At 47.8% G+C, this 17,871-nt stretch carries 14 protein-coding genes; 1 reads left to right on the forward strand and 13 read right to left on the reverse strand.

What is annotated here, in order from left to right:
- Positions 1–6 precede the first annotated feature (6 nt).
- The 6 genes from remA to MHB46_RS24865 form a co-directional block, all read right to left on the reverse strand.
- Complete coding sequence (gene remA / locus MHB46_RS24840; protein ID WP_005548256.1) at positions 7–267, reverse strand: extracellular matrix/biofilm regulator RemA; 261 nt, start codon at positions 265–267, stop codon at positions 7–9.
- Between the two features lie 56 nt (positions 268–323).
- The gene (locus MHB46_RS24845) at positions 324–1,211 is read right to left on the reverse strand and encodes a YicC/YloC family endoribonuclease (protein ID WP_341163834.1); all 888 of its coding nucleotides are present in this window, start codon (positions 1,209–1,211) and stop codon (positions 324–326) included.
- 35 nt (positions 1,212–1,246) lie between these two features.
- Complete coding sequence (locus MHB46_RS24850; protein WP_341163835.1) at positions 1,247–3,133, reverse strand: bifunctional homocysteine S-methyltransferase/methylenetetrahydrofolate reductase; 1,887 nt, start codon at positions 3,131–3,133, stop codon at positions 1,247–1,249.
- A gap of 147 nt (positions 3,134–3,280) precedes the next feature.
- On the reverse strand, positions 3,281–4,303 hold the full coding sequence (locus tag MHB46_RS24855) for a hypothetical protein (protein WP_235309504.1): 1,023 nt from the start codon (positions 4,301–4,303) through the stop codon (positions 3,281–3,283).
- Between the two features lie 206 nt (positions 4,304–4,509).
- Positions 4,510–5,343, reverse strand: a complete 834-nt coding sequence (dapF, locus tag MHB46_RS24860) for a diaminopimelate epimerase (protein WP_341163836.1) — start codon at positions 5,341–5,343, stop codon at positions 4,510–4,512.
- Positions 5,344–5,452: 109 nt separating this feature from the next.
- Positions 5,453–8,251 carry a calcium-translocating P-type ATPase, SERCA-type gene (locus MHB46_RS24865; protein ID WP_254325341.1) on the reverse strand — a complete coding sequence of 933 codons (2,799 nt, stop codon included), beginning with the start codon at positions 8,249–8,251 and terminating at the stop codon, positions 5,453–5,455.
- Between the two features lie 229 nt (positions 8,252–8,480).
- Here MHB46_RS24865 and MHB46_RS24870 point away from each other — a divergent pair, with 229 nt between their 5' ends.
- Entirely contained in the window at positions 8,481–10,226 is a 1,746-nt protein-coding gene (locus MHB46_RS24870) for an Rqc2 family fibronectin-binding protein (protein WP_341163837.1), read from the forward strand.
- Positions 10,227–10,319: 93 nt separating this feature from the next.
- Here the strand turns inward: MHB46_RS24870 and MHB46_RS24875 are convergent, their stop codons facing one another.
- From MHB46_RS24875 to MHB46_RS24905, 7 genes are all read right to left on the reverse strand, one after another.
- Complete coding sequence (locus tag MHB46_RS24875) at positions 10,320–11,189, reverse strand: PHP domain-containing protein (RefSeq protein ID WP_341163838.1); 870 nt, start codon at positions 11,187–11,189, stop codon at positions 10,320–10,322.
- A complete protein-coding gene (locus tag MHB46_RS24880; protein ID WP_341163839.1) occupies positions 11,189–12,145 on the reverse strand; it encodes a selenium metabolism-associated LysR family transcriptional regulator in 957 nt (318 codons plus the stop codon). Before MHB46_RS24880 ends, MHB46_RS24875 begins: the two co-directional genes overlap by 1 nt.
- Positions 12,146–12,355: 210 nt before the next feature.
- Entirely contained in the window at positions 12,356–12,793 is a 438-nt protein-coding gene (locus MHB46_RS24885) for a hypothetical protein (protein ID WP_023989315.1), read from the reverse strand.
- 230 nt (positions 12,794–13,023) lie between these two features.
- On the reverse strand, positions 13,024–13,284 hold the full coding sequence (locus tag MHB46_RS24890; RefSeq protein WP_023989316.1) for a YlbG family protein: 261 nt from the start codon (positions 13,282–13,284) through the stop codon (positions 13,024–13,026).
- 39 nt (positions 13,285–13,323) lie between these two features.
- Positions 13,324–13,764 carry a YlbF family regulator gene (locus MHB46_RS24895; protein WP_013310906.1) on the reverse strand — a complete coding sequence of 147 codons (441 nt, stop codon included), beginning with the start codon at positions 13,762–13,764 and terminating at the stop codon, positions 13,324–13,326.
- Between the two features lie 108 nt (positions 13,765–13,872).
- Positions 13,873–15,897 (reverse strand): helicase-associated domain-containing protein, encoded by a 2,025-nt coding sequence (locus MHB46_RS24900; RefSeq protein ID WP_341163840.1) that lies wholly within the window; start codon positions 15,895–15,897, stop codon positions 13,873–13,875.
- A 6-nt stretch (positions 15,898–15,903) separates the two neighbouring features.
- Positions 15,904–17,724, reverse strand: coding sequence for a DNA repair helicase XPB (locus MHB46_RS24905; protein ID WP_341163841.1), 1,821 nt, complete (start codon positions 17,722–17,724; stop codon positions 15,904–15,906).
- Between the last annotated feature and the right edge of the window lie 147 nt (positions 17,725–17,871).

Genomic DNA, 17,871 nt, shown 5'->3' on the forward strand with positions numbered 1-17,871 from the left:
CCATTTTTATTCGTCATTGTCATCATCTTTAGTGGATAGGCGATGAGCGACCGTCTCCGGCTGCACCGCAGACAGGATTACATGATCACTGTCTGTAATAATAACAGCCCGCGTCCGGCGGCCATAGGTAGCATCAATTAGCATATGACGGTCCCTGGCTTCCTGTATAATCCGCTTGATCGGAGCAGACTCCGGACTGACGATGGAGATAATTCGGTTGGCCGACACGATATTGCCGAAACCAATATTGATCAATTTGATTGCCATATTCAGGTCTTTCCCCCTATACATGTGACTCTTGCAGCCGTGCCGCTACCAGGTAGCTACTCAATATTTGCAGCCTGCTCACGAATTTTCTCGAGCTCTGCTTTCATCTCAACGACCAAATTAACCAATGTGAGATGATTGGCCTTGGAGCCGATCGTGTTGACTTCCCTGTTCATTTCCTGGATTAAAAAATCTAATTTGCGACCGGCCGGCTCGTCTGACAGCAGCAATCCCTTGCACTGTCCAAAGTGACTTTGAAGCCGGGTAAGTTCCTCGTCAATATTGCTGCGATCCGCGAATAACGCAATCTCCATTCCGAACTTATGTTCATCAAGCGTAAATGAACCGTCCTGAAGCTCTTTAAGCCTGTGTTTCAGCCTGTTACGGTAGTCGCTCACAACATGAGGAGCCAGCACCGTCATTTCATGATGCAGAGATTCCAGACGTAAAATACGGGATTCCACATCTTGCGCCAAATGCCCGCCTTCTCGCCTTCTCATCTCCAATAAACCTTGCAAAGCTTCATTCAAAGCCCGCTGTAGTTGCTCTTCCCAGTCCTCTTCATCTCCATGGCAAGCCTCTCCAGGCACACCCAGAACGTCAGGCAAAGCAAGAATATCGCTTATCCCTAACGTTCCTTTCACTCCATAACGATCCGCCAGCTGCTCCGCTGCATGCAGGTAAGCCTGCACCACAGTGTCATTCAACCGCGCGGCGGGCATCTGTTCTTCATCACGTTCCCTGTGGATGAAGACATCGATACGACCGCGTTTAATCTGCTGTTGAACCGTTCTTCTCAAGCCATCTTCGTATCGAGTCCATTCGCGCGGAATTCTCATCATCACTTCGCAATAGCGGTGATTCACCGATTTCAATTCCAAGCGTACTTTATAGCCCTCATAATGAAGGATGGCTTGACCGTATCCGGTCATACTCAATGACATCGGCATCACATCCATTATACTATTGTAATTGATTATTATAGTCGAAACAAGGGGGCCTGTATGCGGCCTGATTTTTGCCATACGTAAGAAGTCAATTCAGCTGTCATTTCATAGAACATAAATGGAGTCATAAAATAGATACCATTAAAATGTTCCATTGCCGTATCAAGTAACTCCTTGGCAATAGACACGCCCATTGCTCGTCCTTCCGGACCCTCAAGACCAGACATACGTGCACGTACCTCATCGGATAACTGAATCCCCGGTACTTCATTGTGCAAGTATTCTGCATTGCGCCCACTAGCCAGCGGCATAATACCGATAAAAATCGGTACTTCCAAATGTCGTGTCGCTTCCGCGATGGCTGCAATCAACTCGTGGTCGTATACGGGCTGAGTCATAACATAATCGGCTCCGGAGGCAATCTTCTTCTCCAACCGCTGTACGGCTTTACCCAAATGCTTGACATTAGGATTAAATGCGGCACCTACCACAAAATTAGCTTTCTGCTTCAGTGGCTTACCGGAAAATGCGACACCATCATTTAATTGCTTGATCATGCGTATGATTTCAAAAGAGGTCATATCATACACCGAACTGGCGCCTGGCAAATCACCGAACCGCGCCGGATCTCCAGTAACCGCCAGTACATGGTCAATACCAAGCGCGTCAAAACCCATCATGTGGGATTGAGTACCAATCAGATTGCGATCACGACATGCTATATGAATTAATGGGCGCAAGCCTGTTTCAATACTGACCAAATGTCCAAGCGCCATGTTGCTCATGCGAGTGACTGCAAGCGAATTGTCAGCTAGTGTAAGCGCGTCGGCCCCTGCTTTCTTCAATGCATGAGCACCTTGCATAAACCTTGTAATGTCCAGATCGCGCGGAGGATCCAGTTCTACAATGACCGTATGTCGTTCCTTAACCAGATCCACAATATTGGGCTCGCTGGTATGTCTGCCATTTCCTCGTTCCTCTTCATCTGCAATCTGCTCTACCACTTGAAAGGACTCTTTCGACAAAGCTTCTTTTGAAGCCAGCGGAGGCGGTTGCAAACGGTTCAAGGCTTTGGAGATAGCTGCAATATGGTCCGGTGTAGTTCCGCAGCAACCACCGAGCAGCCTCGTCCCCAGGTCTACAAAGGATTTGGCACATTCTCCAAAATATTCAGGTGATGCACCGTATACATAGTGACCGTCCACATAATCTGCTAGTCCTGCATTCGGATATACGGACAGCGGTACAGACAAAGGGCCGTCCAGCTGCTCCATTACACTCATAATTCCCTGCGGACCCGAGTGACAGTTAAATCCAAGGATGTCTGCCCCCTCATTACGCAGCACCGAAAAAGCTTCCGCCACCAAAAAACCATCCTGGGTACGACCAACCTGATCAACTGCAAACTGACAAATTATCGGAATGTCACTGTATTTACGTACACTGTGAAGCGCAATGCGTATTTCATCCAGTGAATAAAACGTTTCGCACAAAATGCCGTCGACTCCTTCGGAGAGAAGGGCATCAATTTGCTGCTCATAGTTTCTTGCCAGCTCCAGCTTTGATATGTTAAGCCGTTTGCCCCCACATATGGAACCCACCGCACCTACCACATAATGTTCAGGTCCGGCCGCAGCTCTGGCAATTCTCACACCGGCACGATTGATCTCTTCTACCTTAGATTCCAATCCAAACCGGGCTAACTTATAATCATTTGCAGAAAATGTATTAGTCTCCAGCAATCGAGCTCCTGCACTTAAATATTGACCATGCACGTCTGATATAACGTCAGGCGAAGTGATGTTCAGTTCTTCAAAAGACGTATTTACTGGAAATCCTAGCTGGTATAAAAAAGTCCCCATTGCGCCGTCTCCGACAATAATTTCACGATTCAGCACAGTACGCAAATCCGGTTTCATGTCCTCTGCTCCACCCCGCTCTTTATTTTCATACTAATGTAACATAAAGAGACTACAAACATAAGCCAAAAACAAAAAAAGCCGCCCCACTCCCCGACAATATGATATCAGGAGTGAAGCGGCTTAATTTATCTTTTCTATTTCCTACTACATTTTCCCATCGGAAGAATGGAGAGAGTAAGCGTAAAAAGTCCCTTTTTTATTCACTTTAGCCACAATAGAATCCGTTCCCTTTTGCTGCTTGGAGAACGTATATTGATTCCCTTGAACTTTCACTTTATAACCGGTCAAATTGATATTAAACAACATCTGAGCCTTGGGCTTGACTAGCTTCAAAGCTTCTGAGGCAGTATATTTCGGGCTTGCAAATGTTTTTTTGAAATCTGCGTCATCGTTCCAGTCTACCCCATAGGTGGATACGGCCAGCACTTTACCGGTTACCGCGCTAATTTTGACCTCACTCGCCTCGTTTGCATCCTCAAACGACCAGTATGAAAGTCCCTTCGTCTCGTCCTTGTACCGTGAAGCGTGCTGTACCTTGATTCGCTGTCCACTCACACGCTTAAATGTGTTCATTGCACGGTTCAGTAACACAGGGTCCACCTGCTTCAGGGCATAGTCCGCGTTGATGGTAATAGCGTTACCTCGATCCACATCCACATACAACGAGGAAGCCTGTTCTCCTGCACCCCAAAACACCCAGTAATTTGAAGGCTTGTTGGACTGATAAGGGGATTTGACCCGCCAAAATGCTTCAAATTGCAGAGGACGCTTGCTGTCAAACGCTTTGGCGCTGTTTAGCACTTTCGTCTTGAGTGGCGCGTTCATCGCCTTTCCCAAGCTGCTTATTTTATATCGTATGGTTGTAGAATCCACTCTGTTTTTTTCTTTATTATATTCTGTCTGCAACGTAGCAGTTCCGTCTTCCAGTTCGCCCTCTACAATCCAGGTTTTCCCCATATCTGTCACATCGTCAAATTGAAATGCTGTCTTTGAACCAATGAGTTCTTGCACCGCTTTTTCTAAACGGCTTACCACTGTCGGAGTTAGCGAGCCAACCTGCTTATCCGTCGTTTCCGCGGCAGCAGGAATGGTCGCCGCCTGAACCGGAAGCGCGGTGGCTACAAATATGAGGACTGCAACTGCTGAAATCCAACGAAATTTCCGCACTATGAACGGCCTCCTTATTGTTTTTTCATTTTCTATATTATACATCGTTCAGGCGCCAAAAAAAGACAGAATATTGCCTTCTTCATCGTATTCCTTGTATACAGGGGCATGTAAGTCCAAAAAAAGAAGACCTCTAAGGTCTTCTTTTCACTCACTTCTATACGATTCATAGGCCAGTTACACGCTACCTTTATAATTCACATGATTCAGAACAGACGACCTTCGTACACGATCTCAGCCGGGCCCGTCATATATATGTGATTATCTTCCTCGCTCCATTCGATATCCAGATCGCCGCCCTTCAGACTTACAATGGCGTGACGGTCGCTGTATCCGTTTAGTACAGAAGCAACAAGCGTAGCACAGGCTCCGGTTCCACAAGCTAGCGTTGGTCCGGCTCCCCTCTCCCATACTCTCATATCTATATGCTTCCGGCTACGTACCGTGGCGAACTCAACATTTGTTTTTTTAGGGAACAACGGATGGCATTCCAGCTTCGGCCCCCAGGCTTCCAGATCAAAGCTTGGCGCATCCTCCACATAAATGACACAGTGCGGATTCCCCATAGATACAGCCGTAAAGCGAAAACCACTTCCTCCAGCTTCAATAGGCTCGTTAATTACGCTAGTCCGCTCTAGTGTAGTTGGAATTTTCAAACCCTCAAGAATCGGCTCTCCCATATCTACCTTCACCATACGAACAAGTCCGTTCTCTACAGTTAGTTCCACCTGCTGCACACCTGCACCCAGGGTCTCGATCGTGATCTGTTCACGGTTGATATGTTTACGGTCATATACGTACTTGGCAGCACAACGGATAGCATTACCACATTGCTCGGCCTCCGAGCCGTCCGAGTTAATGATGCGCATGCAGAAATCCGCTTTCTCTGACGGCAATATATATACCAACCCATCGGCGCCAACACCAAAATGTCGATCACATAGCCGAACAGCTAATTTCGAGGCGTCAGACGGCAAATCCTGATGCCCAAACCAAACGATAAAATCATTACCTAGACCGTTCATTTTTGTGAATTCCATAGCTTACCTCCGCCGTTGCTGCTGATATCATGTTCCTCATGAAGCTTTGATCCCATGATATCATACAGGGCAATAGTGGGAAAGCGATGCGGTATGCATGACCCGATTACTAGGCTGAAAACTTCGTACGTCCTGCTGAAAAGTGTGTATTTCCGCCGCGACGACGGTTGCGTCGACCGCCCCATACACTTCCCGCTCCCATAAGAAACGTAGGAATCCCGGCTGCCACAATGGATAGCGCCCACTCACGCAATCCAAGCGGTACCGTTTTGAAAATAGGTTGCAGCACAGGCACGTACATAACCACCAGCATTAGCACTACGGAGGAGAGCACGGCAAGCACGAGATAACTATTTTGAAACGGATTACGATGGAAAATAGAACGGGAACTGCGGCAATCAAATACATGAATTAACTGTGCCAAGACTAGCGTAGCAAAGGCAACGGACTGTGCTTTGATCAATTGTCCTGCGTCATCCGGTGCAATACGTAATGTCAACCAGAAGGCCGCTAGCGTACATAAACCAATCAACAAGCCACGACTAATGATTTTCCAGCCCAATCGACGAGCAAAAATATTTTCCTTTGCGCCACGAGGTTTGTGCTCCATAAGATCCTTTTCTGGCTGGTCCACCCCCAGAGCCATCGCTGGTAGGCCATCTGTCACCAGATTCACCCATAAAATCTGGATCGGTAACAAAGGTAATGGCAGCCCGGCCATCATGGCAAAAAACATCGTCAAAATCTCACCAACATTGGAGGCGAGTAGATAACGGATAAATTTACGGATATTCTCGTAAATATTCCGTCCTTCCTCAATTGCGGCTACAATGGTTGAGAAATTATCATCACTCAGAACAAGCGCAGCCGCTTCTTTGGTCACGTCCGTCCCCGTAATGCCCATGGCAATACCGATGTCCGACGCCTTTATCGCTGGAGCGTCATTGACACCATCTCCGGTCATGGCTACGACATGTCCGCGTCTTTGCAGCGACTTAACGATCCGTAGCTTGTGCTCCGGCGAAACTCGTGCATACACAGAGACGGTATCAACGGCTTTGTCCAGCGCCGCATCATCCATCGCAGACAATTCCTGCCCTGTCAACACATGGGATCCGCGCTGAAGAATGCCCAGCTGCTGTGCAATGGCCTCTGCAGTTGTACCGTGATCTCCGGTAATCATCACAGTGCGAATGCCAGCACGACGGCACTTGCCAATGGCTTCGCGAACCTCACGACGTGGCGGATCAATCATGCCTGTCAGCCCAATAAAGATCAGCTGTGCTTCAGCCTCCTCAACCGTGGAGACACGCTCATGCGAGCGGATATCACGGTAAGCGACACCAAGTACACGTAGCGCCTCCGAGGCCATTCCTTCGTTAGCCGCCAGTACCTTTTGGCGCAGCGTACCCGTTAACGGAACGACATTTCCTTCCCATAAAATATAGGAACACTGACCCAGCAGTACATCCGGGGCACCTTTGGCAAAGACAATGTGTCCTCCCTGGTGGCGTACGAGTACCGACATTCGCTTCCGATCCGAGTCAAAGGGAAATTCTCGCTCCCTTGTGTACAGCTCATATAGCCCTTGTCGCGTGACTCCGCCCTTGGCAGCTAACGTGATCAGCGCTCCTTCCGTCGGATCACCCTTCAGTTCCCAAACGGCGGACGGCGTCGGCTCTTTGGTTTTCTTTTTCGAACGTAGCTCCTCTGTATCGGCTTGAACAATTTCCGCATTGTTGCAAAGCACACTGGCTTGCAGCAGTCTACGCAGAGATTGTCCGTTTTTAAGATCGGCAGGAAGGTCTCTATCCATAATATGCCCGTGTGGGTCATAGCCCTCTCCCGTAACTCCCCAGAAACGACCGTCCAGCCACAGCTTGGTGACTGTCATTTTATTTTGGGTCAGAGTACCCGTTTTGTCGGAACAAATGACAGATGCACAGCCGAGCGTTTCAACAGAAGGCAGCTTACGTACAATCGCCTTTCGTTTAATCATACGCTGCACACCCAATGCGAGCGCAATCGTCACAATAGCTGGCAACCCTTCCGGTATAGCCGCCACAGCCAAACTCACTCCAGCCAAGAACATGCTCATGGCTGGCTGTCCATGTAAAATGCCTGCTACGACAACGAGCACCGTTAGCGCCAACGCTACGATAATCAAAATTTTGCCCAATTGCTCCAATCTGTGCTGCAACGGTGTCTCCTGCGACTCCGTATTTTCAATCAAGTCTGCGATCTTACCCATTTCGGTACTCATACCGGTACGTATAACCATTCCTTGTGCGGTTCCTCTAGTCATCATCGTGCCCATAAAACCGATGTTTTTTTGATCCCCGAGTGGTACTTCGGCGGCATGAATAGGGCGGCAATGCTTACTCACCGGAACCGATTCACCTGTCAGGGCGGACTCCTCTACATCACAGCCATTCGTACTCAACCACCTTACATCTGCGGGAATGCGATCACCACTTTCCAGCAGCACAATATCACCCGGCACCAGTTCTCTGGCCTGAACTTGAATTCGTTTGCCGCCCCGCAACACTTTGGCGGTTGGGGCCGACAGTTGTCTCAAAGCTCGCAATGAACGCTCAGCTCTGAATTCTTGTACAAAGCCGAGAATTCCATTCAGTACAACAATAGCAATAATGGTAATCGCGTCCAAATATTCGCCAAGCAGTCCGGATATCAGGGTCGCTCCCATCAATACAAGCATCATAAAATCCTTGAACTGATTGAGCAGCAGCAAGATTGCCGAAACTCGCTTCCCCTCGCTCAGCTCATTCCATCCTGACCTTTCTCTTCGTTCCGCAAGCTGTTCCTCCGAAAGACCCTGCTTCGGGTCGACTTCCAGACTTGTTGAAAGCTGTTCATTGCTTAATTGGTGCCAGTGTGCTTGTTCCATTCTCCCCAATTCCCTCCCGGTCAGATAGTCCGTTTCCGTCGGTTGTGCGTAGGATGGCTGCCCGTTATTATATTTTTGTGCCGCGATTGCTGATAAGCTGGACAGACTTTCTAGATTCAATCTATTCGGACAGGACCAGAAATATCACAAAGCCGCTTAAGTTTTGTCCCAAAGTTATGTATCATAGAAGGAAGGCAAAAATACATTTGCTTCAAAGGAGAACATAATTATGGCATTGGACGGAATCGTAACCCGCGCTATCGTACACGAACTGCAAGGCATCCGGGGCGGGCGCATTAATAAAATACATCAGCCAAATGATCGCGATATCGTGCTGAATCTGCGGGCACAAGGCGGAAGCGTAAAGCTGCTGCTGTCGGCTAATCCGACCTTCCCGCGTGTACACTTTACAGAACAAAGCTTTCTTAATCCGACAGAAGCCCCTATGTTTTGTATGCTCCTTCGCAAGCATTGCGAAGGGGGCGTTATTGAGAAAATCACGCAGGTGGGCATGGAGCGTATTATTCACATGGATATTCGTCAACGTGATGAACTGGGAGATATTTCACTCAAACGAATTATCATTGAACTGATGGGTAGACACAGCAACATTATTTTGCTTGACCCGGAAACAGGCGTGATGCTGGATGGCATTCATCATGTCACACCGTCTATCAGCAGCTATCGGGTCATTATGCCCGGCTTTCAATACACGGAACCTCCTGCACAAAACAAGCTGAATCCCCTAGAAACAGAAGAGGCAGCCTTCGTATACTCGTATCAAACAGCGATCGAGGCCGAAGAAGCTCCCAAACGCTGGATCGTGAACACTTTTACTGGACTCAGTCCCCTCATTGCTGAAGAGATACTAACTCGAGTAACTAATGAAGTATCTGGTGATAGTGATCGTTCACTATGGAGTACATTCAGTCACATCATGGATGACGTGCGGAATCATCGTTTTCAGCCAGTATCTGGACTAAACGCACAAGATAAAGTGATATTCTCAGCCATTCCACTGACGTTGATCCAAGAAGAACGTAAGGAGTACGCTACTATCAGTGAGTGTATGGAGGACTTCTTCGGTGAAAAAGCAGAACGGGATACAGTTAAGCAAAAGGTCAGTGACCTACTGCGGTTTCTACAAAACGAGCGGAGTAAAAACGTAAAAAAACTCGACTATCTCCATCAGGATTTGGCCGAGGCGGAAGATGCGGATCAATTTCGCGTTTATGGAGAGCTGCTATTCGCTTCGCTGCATGAGGTGAAAAAAGGGGACAAAGAAGTGACGCTCACCAACTTTTATGATGAGGAACAGCGTCCAATGACCATCCCACTGGACCCGCTACTCAACCCATCGGATAATGCACAACGGTATTTTAAAAAATACAACAAATATAAAAACAGCTTGGCTGTCATTGACGAACAACTGGAGAAAACGCACGAAGAAATCCGTTATATGGACAATCTTCTTCAGCAGCTAGCCCACGCCTCTATGAATGACATTGAGGAAATACGTGAAGAACTGGTTCAGCAGGGCTATCTCAGAGATCGGGTCAAAAAAGGAAAGAAAAAGAAGAAAAACGACCGTCCAACCCTGCACGTCTATACATCATCCGAAGGTATCGAGTTACTGGTCGGCAAAAACAACTTGCAAAATGAATATGTGACAAATCGACTGGCCGGACCAAATGACACCTGGCTGCACACAAAGGATATTCCGGGGTCACACGTCGTTATTCGTGCTGAGCAATTCGGGGATACGACGCTGGAGGAAGCAGCTCAACTCGCCGCCTACTTTAGCCAGGCCAAGCAGTCCAGCAGTGTGCCTGTGGACGCCACCCTGATTCGGCATGTACGTAAGCCCAGCGGAGCCAAGCCCGGCTTTGTCATCTACGACCATCAGCGTACGCTCTTCATTACACCCGATGAGGAACTGGTCAAAAAGCTGCCGAATCGCATCAAAAACGGCTAAGTCCCACCGGCCTATTGAATCCACAAAAAAAGCCCTTTGTTCTTTGCACGATACACTTCTTGTGTTCCATGCATTAGGCAAGGGGCTTTTTATTTACTTTTGTCCAACAGCAGCCTTCCTCAATTCCTCGACAACCTGATCTTCCACACTACGGCTACCCAGATCACCGTGGAAAATAACACCTTGGCGTGCACCGTGAAAATCCGAGCCGCCAGTTGCAATGAGCCCATATTGTGCCGCCATCGCAGTATATCGGCTCTCAGCCTCAGCATCATGGTCCGAATGTCGCACCTCCAAGCCCACAGGCTTCGCCTCCTCTATAATAGAGCGAACCAGCTCATCATTTCCGTATAAGCCAGGGTGAGCCACCACAGGAACCCCTCCTGCTTCACGAATCCAGTTTATGGCCTCCGCAGGCTCTACACGGGGTACAGACACATATCCGGGTGCTCCTTCCGCCAAGTAACGGTCAAACGCATCCCGCATATCCTTCGCATATCCCTTTTGAACCAGCGTATCTGCCATATGTGGACGTCCAATGCTTTCATCTGGTGCCAGCGGTCTGCCCATCGTAGCCACCACTTCATCCAGTGTGATTTCCACGCCCAGACTACGCAATTGACTCAAAATCAAATCATTACGGGTATCCCGCGCCTGGCGAAGCTTTTCCAACCGCTCCAAAAACACTTTATTGCGGTAATCCATAAAATAACCGAGTATATGAATATCCTTACCGCCAGCTCGAGTACTAATTTCCACTCCTGGCACCACGGTAATTCCTATGCGTTTTCCTTCCTTCAGAGCTTCCTCCAGACCAGCTACCGTATCATGATCTGTAATGGCCACACCTGCCAGTCCTTTTTCCTTGGCCCAGCGCACATTATCTGCGGGTGGCTGCATGCCGTCAGATGCTTGGGTGTGTGTATGTAAATCATATCGTTTTACATTAATCTGCTCCCTCATTATATATCCTCCTTCTCTTTCACCTTTGCCAGCTCGTCCTGCGAGTCCCTCAGCACGTCCGCTCCCTGATCATGACGACGCAAGTAAGACAGGAAGGTGACTACCGGAATCGGCAACAACGCCGACTTCAAATGAATTGCATAAAATTCTCGTTTGAACGTGATATCTGAAATGTTCACAATTTTCAACAAACCGAGTGCAACTTCATGCTTCACCGAAGAAGGTGATAGCATGGTAATTCCCAGTCCAGCCTCCACCGCCGATTTAACCGCTCCAGTGCTCCCCATCTCCATTACAATCCCAAGTCGAGAGGCATCCACACCATGACTTTTCAGCTCATTTTCTATCACTTGACGTGTACCAGATCCCTTTTCTCTGGCTACAAAGGGATGCTTAAACACATCTTCCAGAACCACTTTTTTAGCCTTGGCTAGCGCATGTCCTGAAGGCACAATCAGTTTCAGTTCGTCCTGCATTACAGGTTCTACCACGATATCCGGATGCTGGACTGGGGCCTCAATCAGTCCTAAATTCAACTGATGTTTTAGTATATCATCCATAATTTGAGTCGTATTCATCACATTCATTGCCATGCGTATATGAGGGTATTCCTGGCCAAACGGCCCCAACATTCTTGGTACAATATACTCACCAATCGTTAGGCTGGCCCCAATATGCAATCTTCCCTCCAGCATGTGAGTAAAAGCAGACATCGCCTCGTCAGCTTCCCTAATCAGTTGCATGCTTTTTTTCGCAAAAGGTAGTAGTGTCGCTCCCGCCTCTGAAAGCTCGATTTTTTTAGTCGAACGTTGCAGCAGCTTCGTGCCGAAATAATCTTCCAAAGACTGAATTTGCATCGTCACCGCAGGTTGTGTCATATGCAGCGCTTGTGCCGCCGCCGAAAAGCTCCCACGCTCCGCTACGGTATAAAAAATGTGCAACTGATGAAAGTTCATACTGACAGCACTCTCCCCTCTGATCTCTCTATTTTACCATAAGAAAAACATCTGTCGAAGCATTTCCAAGTAAACTTACTGAATTAGGGGAGTTTTATTGCTGGAAATAAAAAAAGCATGCAGCTGATAACTGCATACTTTCTACTCAAAATTGACGGTAATCATAAGTTGGGAGATTTTTTCATCTAGAGCCGACCGCCCAATCACCGTCTATTTTTGCTTACGAGTGCTTTTCATCAGTGTCATGCGTCGCGAATGGCGTAGCCATGAATAGTATGACTTCAAATCCCTTAATTCAATGGTCTCCGACATTCGACCCAAAAAGGTAATGACAATCATCTTGTGAAGCGGATTCCCCGCAATATCCATCTCGCCGGGCAACTCTCCAAATTCGGCCACGACGACCAGATCACCATCAATTAAATATACATCCTCTTCGTTATGATAGTAGGACTCCATCCTGTTTTGCTTCAGGCATTCCCAAAGCCAGGCGGCGATATGATTCGTCTCGGACTGTTTCTGCTCTATCCGATCTAAGTAGCGAGTTTTCGCATGATTTGTAATCACGATATCGGCGACTTTTTTATCGCCCATCTCCACGTAGAACGGTTCGTATGTACTCCATCGCTGCATTGCTTTGTCACGCACGGGATCACTCTCCCCACCAGATAGGTCTTTATATCTACCAATATATTCATATGTTACCTCAACAGACCCGGGACTACAAGTTACAAAATTGAAGTTTATAGGCGGTTTTTAAAGATTTTTTAGGTCTAACAGCATTAAGACCATTATGCAAAAGTCCTGACTTTACAAAAAAAAGCCAGCCCGCAGGCTGACCTTTTAAAAATATTTTACAATTTATAGATATTAGAAACTTATATTTCATATTCTTTCATCTTTTCCTTATCGTCGTTGTACTCCGTCCTAATCTCATTTCGAAAAGAGCGCTCGACCTTACGCACATAGGAAAGTCTGCGAATATTTTTAACGGTGTCTTCTGCCCGATCCGCATTCATATATATAACTACATAATGCATACGCTTTGAAATAAAGTGGACATTTCCGTATTTCTCCAGATTGCGGGCAGCCTTGATATCGCTTACCCAAATGATGTACCCTGTCCGCTCGGCAAACATTCGCTTCATCTCCCCTCCACTCGGTATCATTCCTATGACCTATCCACAGGAGCATTTCCCTCCGCTGCCACATCCGCCCTTTTTCACATTCGGATCATTGCTCGGCACCTTAATGGTCTCGGATACGGAATATGCAATCGTTTCAGACATGGCATGAAGCATATCATCCAGCGCCTTTTCGGCTCGTTTGAACTCCTTAACATCCACGAATTGTTCCAGTTCCAGCTCAACGACCTGCACTGCATCCTTCGCTTCATGATAGTTCGGATGAAAATGCCCAAAACGCTCCGTTTCCGCGAATAGCTCCTTTTTGGCATCCAGCTTGCGTACACACGCCTGAATAGACGGATTCAATTCCACACGCTGTTTCCAATATAAATAATCCGATACCTCAAAGGATCGGTTGACCATATCGCCCAATTCATAGGCGTTAATAAGCACTTCTGCCATATTGACCGTATTCAATTCGGCTACGCTCATGAATGTTCATCTCACTTTATATAAAGTTCTACCCAGTAAAAGTAGACTCATTTATCATACCACATCCTTCTTTTGAGAAGAAGGAGTTTCATGCACTTCCTGGCTCTACTATGTAAAAGGAACCAGCAGCCGCATGTCTGACCATTCACTTGGCTGTAAAGTCGCAGGAGAAGGTGTTTCGTCATCCATTCCTGAGGCATACCAGCCTGTGACACTCCATGGTGCACCGGGAACCACCGCCTCCGGTATCCATTTAACCTCTTTCCCACCGATTCGCAGTCCCACAGCGGCCTGCCAACGTATCGCTTGCTCGATCAACTGCCGGGCAGTGGAAGTATGGTAACTCCTCCATTCTTTTGTCCATGAGGAGGGGACTGTAGATCTTTCCGGAAAATAGTCAGACGGATCAGGCAACATGTGCTCTTGTTCGTAAAAATGCAGCGTGCGCCCTGTATAAACCAAACCTGCTCTTCCCTCTTGGGAAAAGATAGGACGGGCCTGAATCGGGTCGGACTCCATTTCACTGTTGGGACTGCCTGAACTTATGTTCTCTGTTTCCGAAATCAATGGGTAATGATGAGTTGGCTCGTCCACACCTTCCGGTTCACGACGTGGACCTAATCCAATTGCAGCAAGCGTTTTTCGTATTTTGACAGCAGAGCTTGCCGGAATAATAAAGTCCCTATCGCCCAGCCGTTCCAGTAATCCTTCCAGCGCGGGATGCCTTGCAACTATGTCTGCATCCTCCTGTGTGCCACATCGCAAAAGTGTTACCTTTGCAAAAGCGGTCCGTCCGACATCACCTGCCCACTGTTCTACCGTCATACGTACATGATCAGGCACACCTGTTCGGCTGTATTTACCCAGAAGAGCAGGAATTGCTTGGGCTTCCATCCCTAACTCGATTGCCTCTGTAACACTTTCTCTGGTGATCCGGTATACTACCATCCGATCTCCTGTCACACGTTCACAGCAGCATTCCAGTCGCCAGCGCACATCATATGCCACATCTGGTGGAACCAATATTTCAAAATCAGGTTGTACATAAAAAGCACCTTGCTCTTGATGTGTATCCTCGTAATTATTGGGACGAAGCATTTCTATCACAGATACATTCCAGCGAAAACACAGTTCACCCGATACAGTCTGGCCCCAATCACCCATTCCAAAAGCAGTCAGGGCCTTAAGCCAACCCTTCAATTCCTCCATGAAAGGTTCATTGAAATTAAAATCAGATACCGTTTCTCCCGCAAACCCTTCCGGATTTGAGATTGTAGGAACAAGGTCTAAAAGGGCACCATTCTTGGAATCCGCTCTGCTCGTACTCTCATGTTGGATTAGGCCTACCTGAAGCATCCATTGCAGCAGAAACTTGATAGATATCCACCCTTCTGTTCCTACATACTGGGAGACGGCACACAGCATATAGCGAAAATGCTGCATAGACGCTTCGGCCTTGCCGTATCTTTCCATGAGTGTAGCAAAAATATGCTTGCGCATTTGCCAAGCAGACAAACGAATCCAAGTCGCCAGTTCCGTTTCCTGAATGCGAAAAGATACAGTTTCTTTCACTAACAGCCCCAAACTGAGTAGCAAATCCATCATTACCACCGTTTGCACTGGATACAGCTCTGCATGCGCATAATGCAACCCAAGACCCATCAGGCCATCTGGGCGAAAGGGGGTCAGTTCATTCAATTTTTGCAATGATCGCTTATGTATGGTTCCTTTGGCCGTCAAAGGGACACCTTGTACCGCAATACGTGACAACGCATGCAGCAATTCCGACTCCAGGCCTGTCATTGATTCATGTACCGTTATCGGATGATCTGATTGCATCATGTTCATTGGATTTTGCTCTAACAACATATCGTACAGATCAGGTAGCCGATGAACCGGAATATATAAAATTCGTTCGCCCCACGATTTGGTAACAGCCTCCAGCCAGCCTCGGGCACGTAATCCACGTAGTGCCAGTTTCGTTTCGACTCCGCTTAACACTCCCCGGGTAAGATGTATAGGTTCTTCTTCCTTCATGGGCTGTCCCGCGTACCAGATAAAGCATCGTCTAAGCACCAGTAGCTCATCCGATGAAAGCTCATTCCAGCTGTCTTGCGTGTTCGTTACGCCCATTCTTAATTAGGCCTCCTTTTTCTTCCCACGATCAGGCTTAGCATTCCGGCCTCCGTTAGCCTCTGTCACACTAAATCTGCGAACCGCATATTCATAGCCTTGCTCGATCAGAAACAGCTGACGACGAGCTGCAAAATCCGTCTCCTTGCTATTCTCCGTCACTAGCGCATAAAAATAAGCTTTATTCTCGCCCGACTTTGGTCGCAAAATACGGCCCAGTCGCTGCGCTTCTTCCTGGCGAGAGCCAAAGCTACCCGATACCTCTATGGCTACTGCCGCATCTGGCAAATCCACCGCAAAGTTTGCAACCTTGGACACCAATAGGGTCTGAATTGTACCCTTCCGGAACGCATCGAACCAACGCACCCGCTCGGTCTGGCTCATTGAACCCGTAATCAGTGGGACGCTCAGCTCCTGAGCCAATATACGCAATTGGTCCAAATATTGACCAATAATAAGCGTGGGCAAGCCGCTGTGTTGCTGCATCAGGCTACGCACCGCCTCCAGTTTGACCGGATTTTCGGCTGCAATTCGGTACTGCTGTCTGCCCTCCGCACGCATACTGCGCTCCAAGAGTTCAGCTGTCATTGGAAGCCGTAGCTCCACACAATCGACCTGAGCGATCCAGCCCTGCCGCTCCAGTTCCTTCCACGGCATATCATACCGTTTGGGTCCAATTAAAGAAAACACATCTCGTTCACAACCATCCTCGCGAACCAGCGTGGCTGTTAACCCCAAACGGCGAGTAGCCTGAATGTCAGCCGTCGCCCGAAATACTGGCGCGGGCAGCAAATGAACCTCATCATATATAATGAGTCCCCACTTCCGCTCACTTAGCAGTTTCATATGCTCAAAATCCCCATCTTTGGTACGACGGTGTGTCAAAATTTGGTAGGTTGCCACCGTAATTGGTCTCACCTCTTTTTTCTGGCCACTATATTCCCCGATGGAATCAGCAGGAATATCCGTCTTTTGCTTTAACTCTTCTATCCATTGCCGTACAGAAGTAGTATTAGATGTTAGAATAAGCACCTCGCACTGAAACCGATTCATTACCGCCATACCTATCACTGTTTTTCCGGCTCCGCATGGAAGCACCAGTACACCACTACCCCCTAAGCCGTCCGCTCCTTCAAACGCATCAGCGGCCTTTACTTGATAATCACGAAGCTGCAACTTCGTTTGTCCCTTTCCCAAGGTAAAACTAAGCTGATTCCCTTCAAGATAGCCTGCCGTATCCACAACGGGATATCCCAAGCGCGTTAATTCCTGCTTGAGCAAGCCCCGATTTTCGGGCGGGACCGATGCGCTTACCTCGTCAACGCGAAGTAAACCAAGCTGTTTTAGCTCTTGCTTGGTCAGTAGCTCATCCAGTAAAGCGGGGGTCTCTGCTCCCAAGATCAAGCGATCACCTATTGTATAGCTGTTGGCTTTCCCTGTCTTTATACCTCCGTCTGGCTCATGTTCAGCACGGTATGCGCCAATCGTATCTGTGCTATAAGTTCGCTCTTCTTCCGTACCCTCCCTTGAAAGCGTCAACGTCCCATAACGAGAAACGAGCTGTTCAATATCCTTCAACAAATCACGTGGAATATCCCAACGGGACATGGAGTTCAAACTATTTTGAATGTCCTCAGCACTCCATCCGAGGGCAGCTGCGTTCCACAAAGACAGTGGGGTGAGGTGATATGTATGAAAAGCGGACGGGCTTTTAACCAGCTCCGCATAAATCTGCAACTGTGAACGAGCCCGTTCTGAACCGGGCAAGCCCATTTCCAGCAGAACGGTAAAATCACGTTGTACAATACAAGGATGTTCTGGATTCATAACTACCTCCTGATAATCTAACCATACATCATTTTAAGTTATATAATAAATAGCTTATCCGTTTATTCGCATATCAACCAGAACAGCAAGGAGTTCAACCCATATTCGGGTTGAACTCCTGATTAGAAGCTCGGGGTAAAAGACCTC

It is taken from the genome of Paenibacillus sp. FSL H7-0703, assembly GCF_038003485.1.
Lineage (GTDB): Bacteria > Bacillota > Bacilli > Paenibacillales > Paenibacillaceae > Paenibacillus > Paenibacillus polymyxa_B.

Bases quoted from the DNA above. Each gene is read 5' to 3' on its own strand.
- remA (WP_005548256.1), bottom strand. From the start codon at position 267: ATGGCAATCAAATTGATCAATATTGGTTTCGGCAATATCGTGTCGGCC.
- MHB46_RS24845 (WP_341163834.1), bottom strand. From the start codon at position 1,211: ATGTCATTGAGTATGACCGGATACGGTCAAGCCATCCTTCATTATGAG.
- MHB46_RS24850 (WP_341163835.1), bottom strand. From the start codon at position 3,133: ATGAAACCGGATTTGCGTACTGTGCTGAATCGTGAAATTATTGTCGGA.
- dapF (WP_341163836.1), bottom strand. From the start codon at position 5,343: ATGGAATTCACAAAAATGAACGGTCTAGGTAATGATTTTATCGTTTGG.
- MHB46_RS24865 (WP_254325341.1), bottom strand. From the start codon at position 8,251: ATGGAACAAGCACACTGGCACCAATTAAGCAATGAACAGCTTTCAACA.
- MHB46_RS24870 (WP_341163837.1), top strand. From the start codon at position 8,481: ATGGCATTGGACGGAATCGTAACCCGCGCTATCGTACACGAACTGCAA.
- MHB46_RS24875 (WP_341163838.1), bottom strand. From the start codon at position 11,189: ATGAGGGAGCAGATTAATGTAAAACGATATGATTTACATACACACACC.
- MHB46_RS24880 (WP_341163839.1), bottom strand. From the start codon at position 12,145: ATGAACTTTCATCAGTTGCACATTTTTTATACCGTAGCGGAGCGTGGG.
- MHB46_RS24890 (WP_023989316.1), bottom strand. From the start codon at position 13,284: ATGTTTGCCGAGCGGACAGGGTACATCATTTGGGTAAGCGATATCAAG.
- MHB46_RS24895 (WP_013310906.1), bottom strand. From the start codon at position 13,764: ATGAGCGTAGCCGAATTGAATACGGTCAATATGGCAGAAGTGCTTATT.
- MHB46_RS24900 (WP_341163840.1), bottom strand. From the start codon at position 15,897: ATGGGCGTAACGAACACGCAAGACAGCTGGAATGAGCTTTCATCGGAT.
- MHB46_RS24905 (WP_341163841.1), bottom strand. From the start codon at position 17,724: ATGAATCCAGAACATCCTTGTATTGTACAACGTGATTTTACCGTTCTG.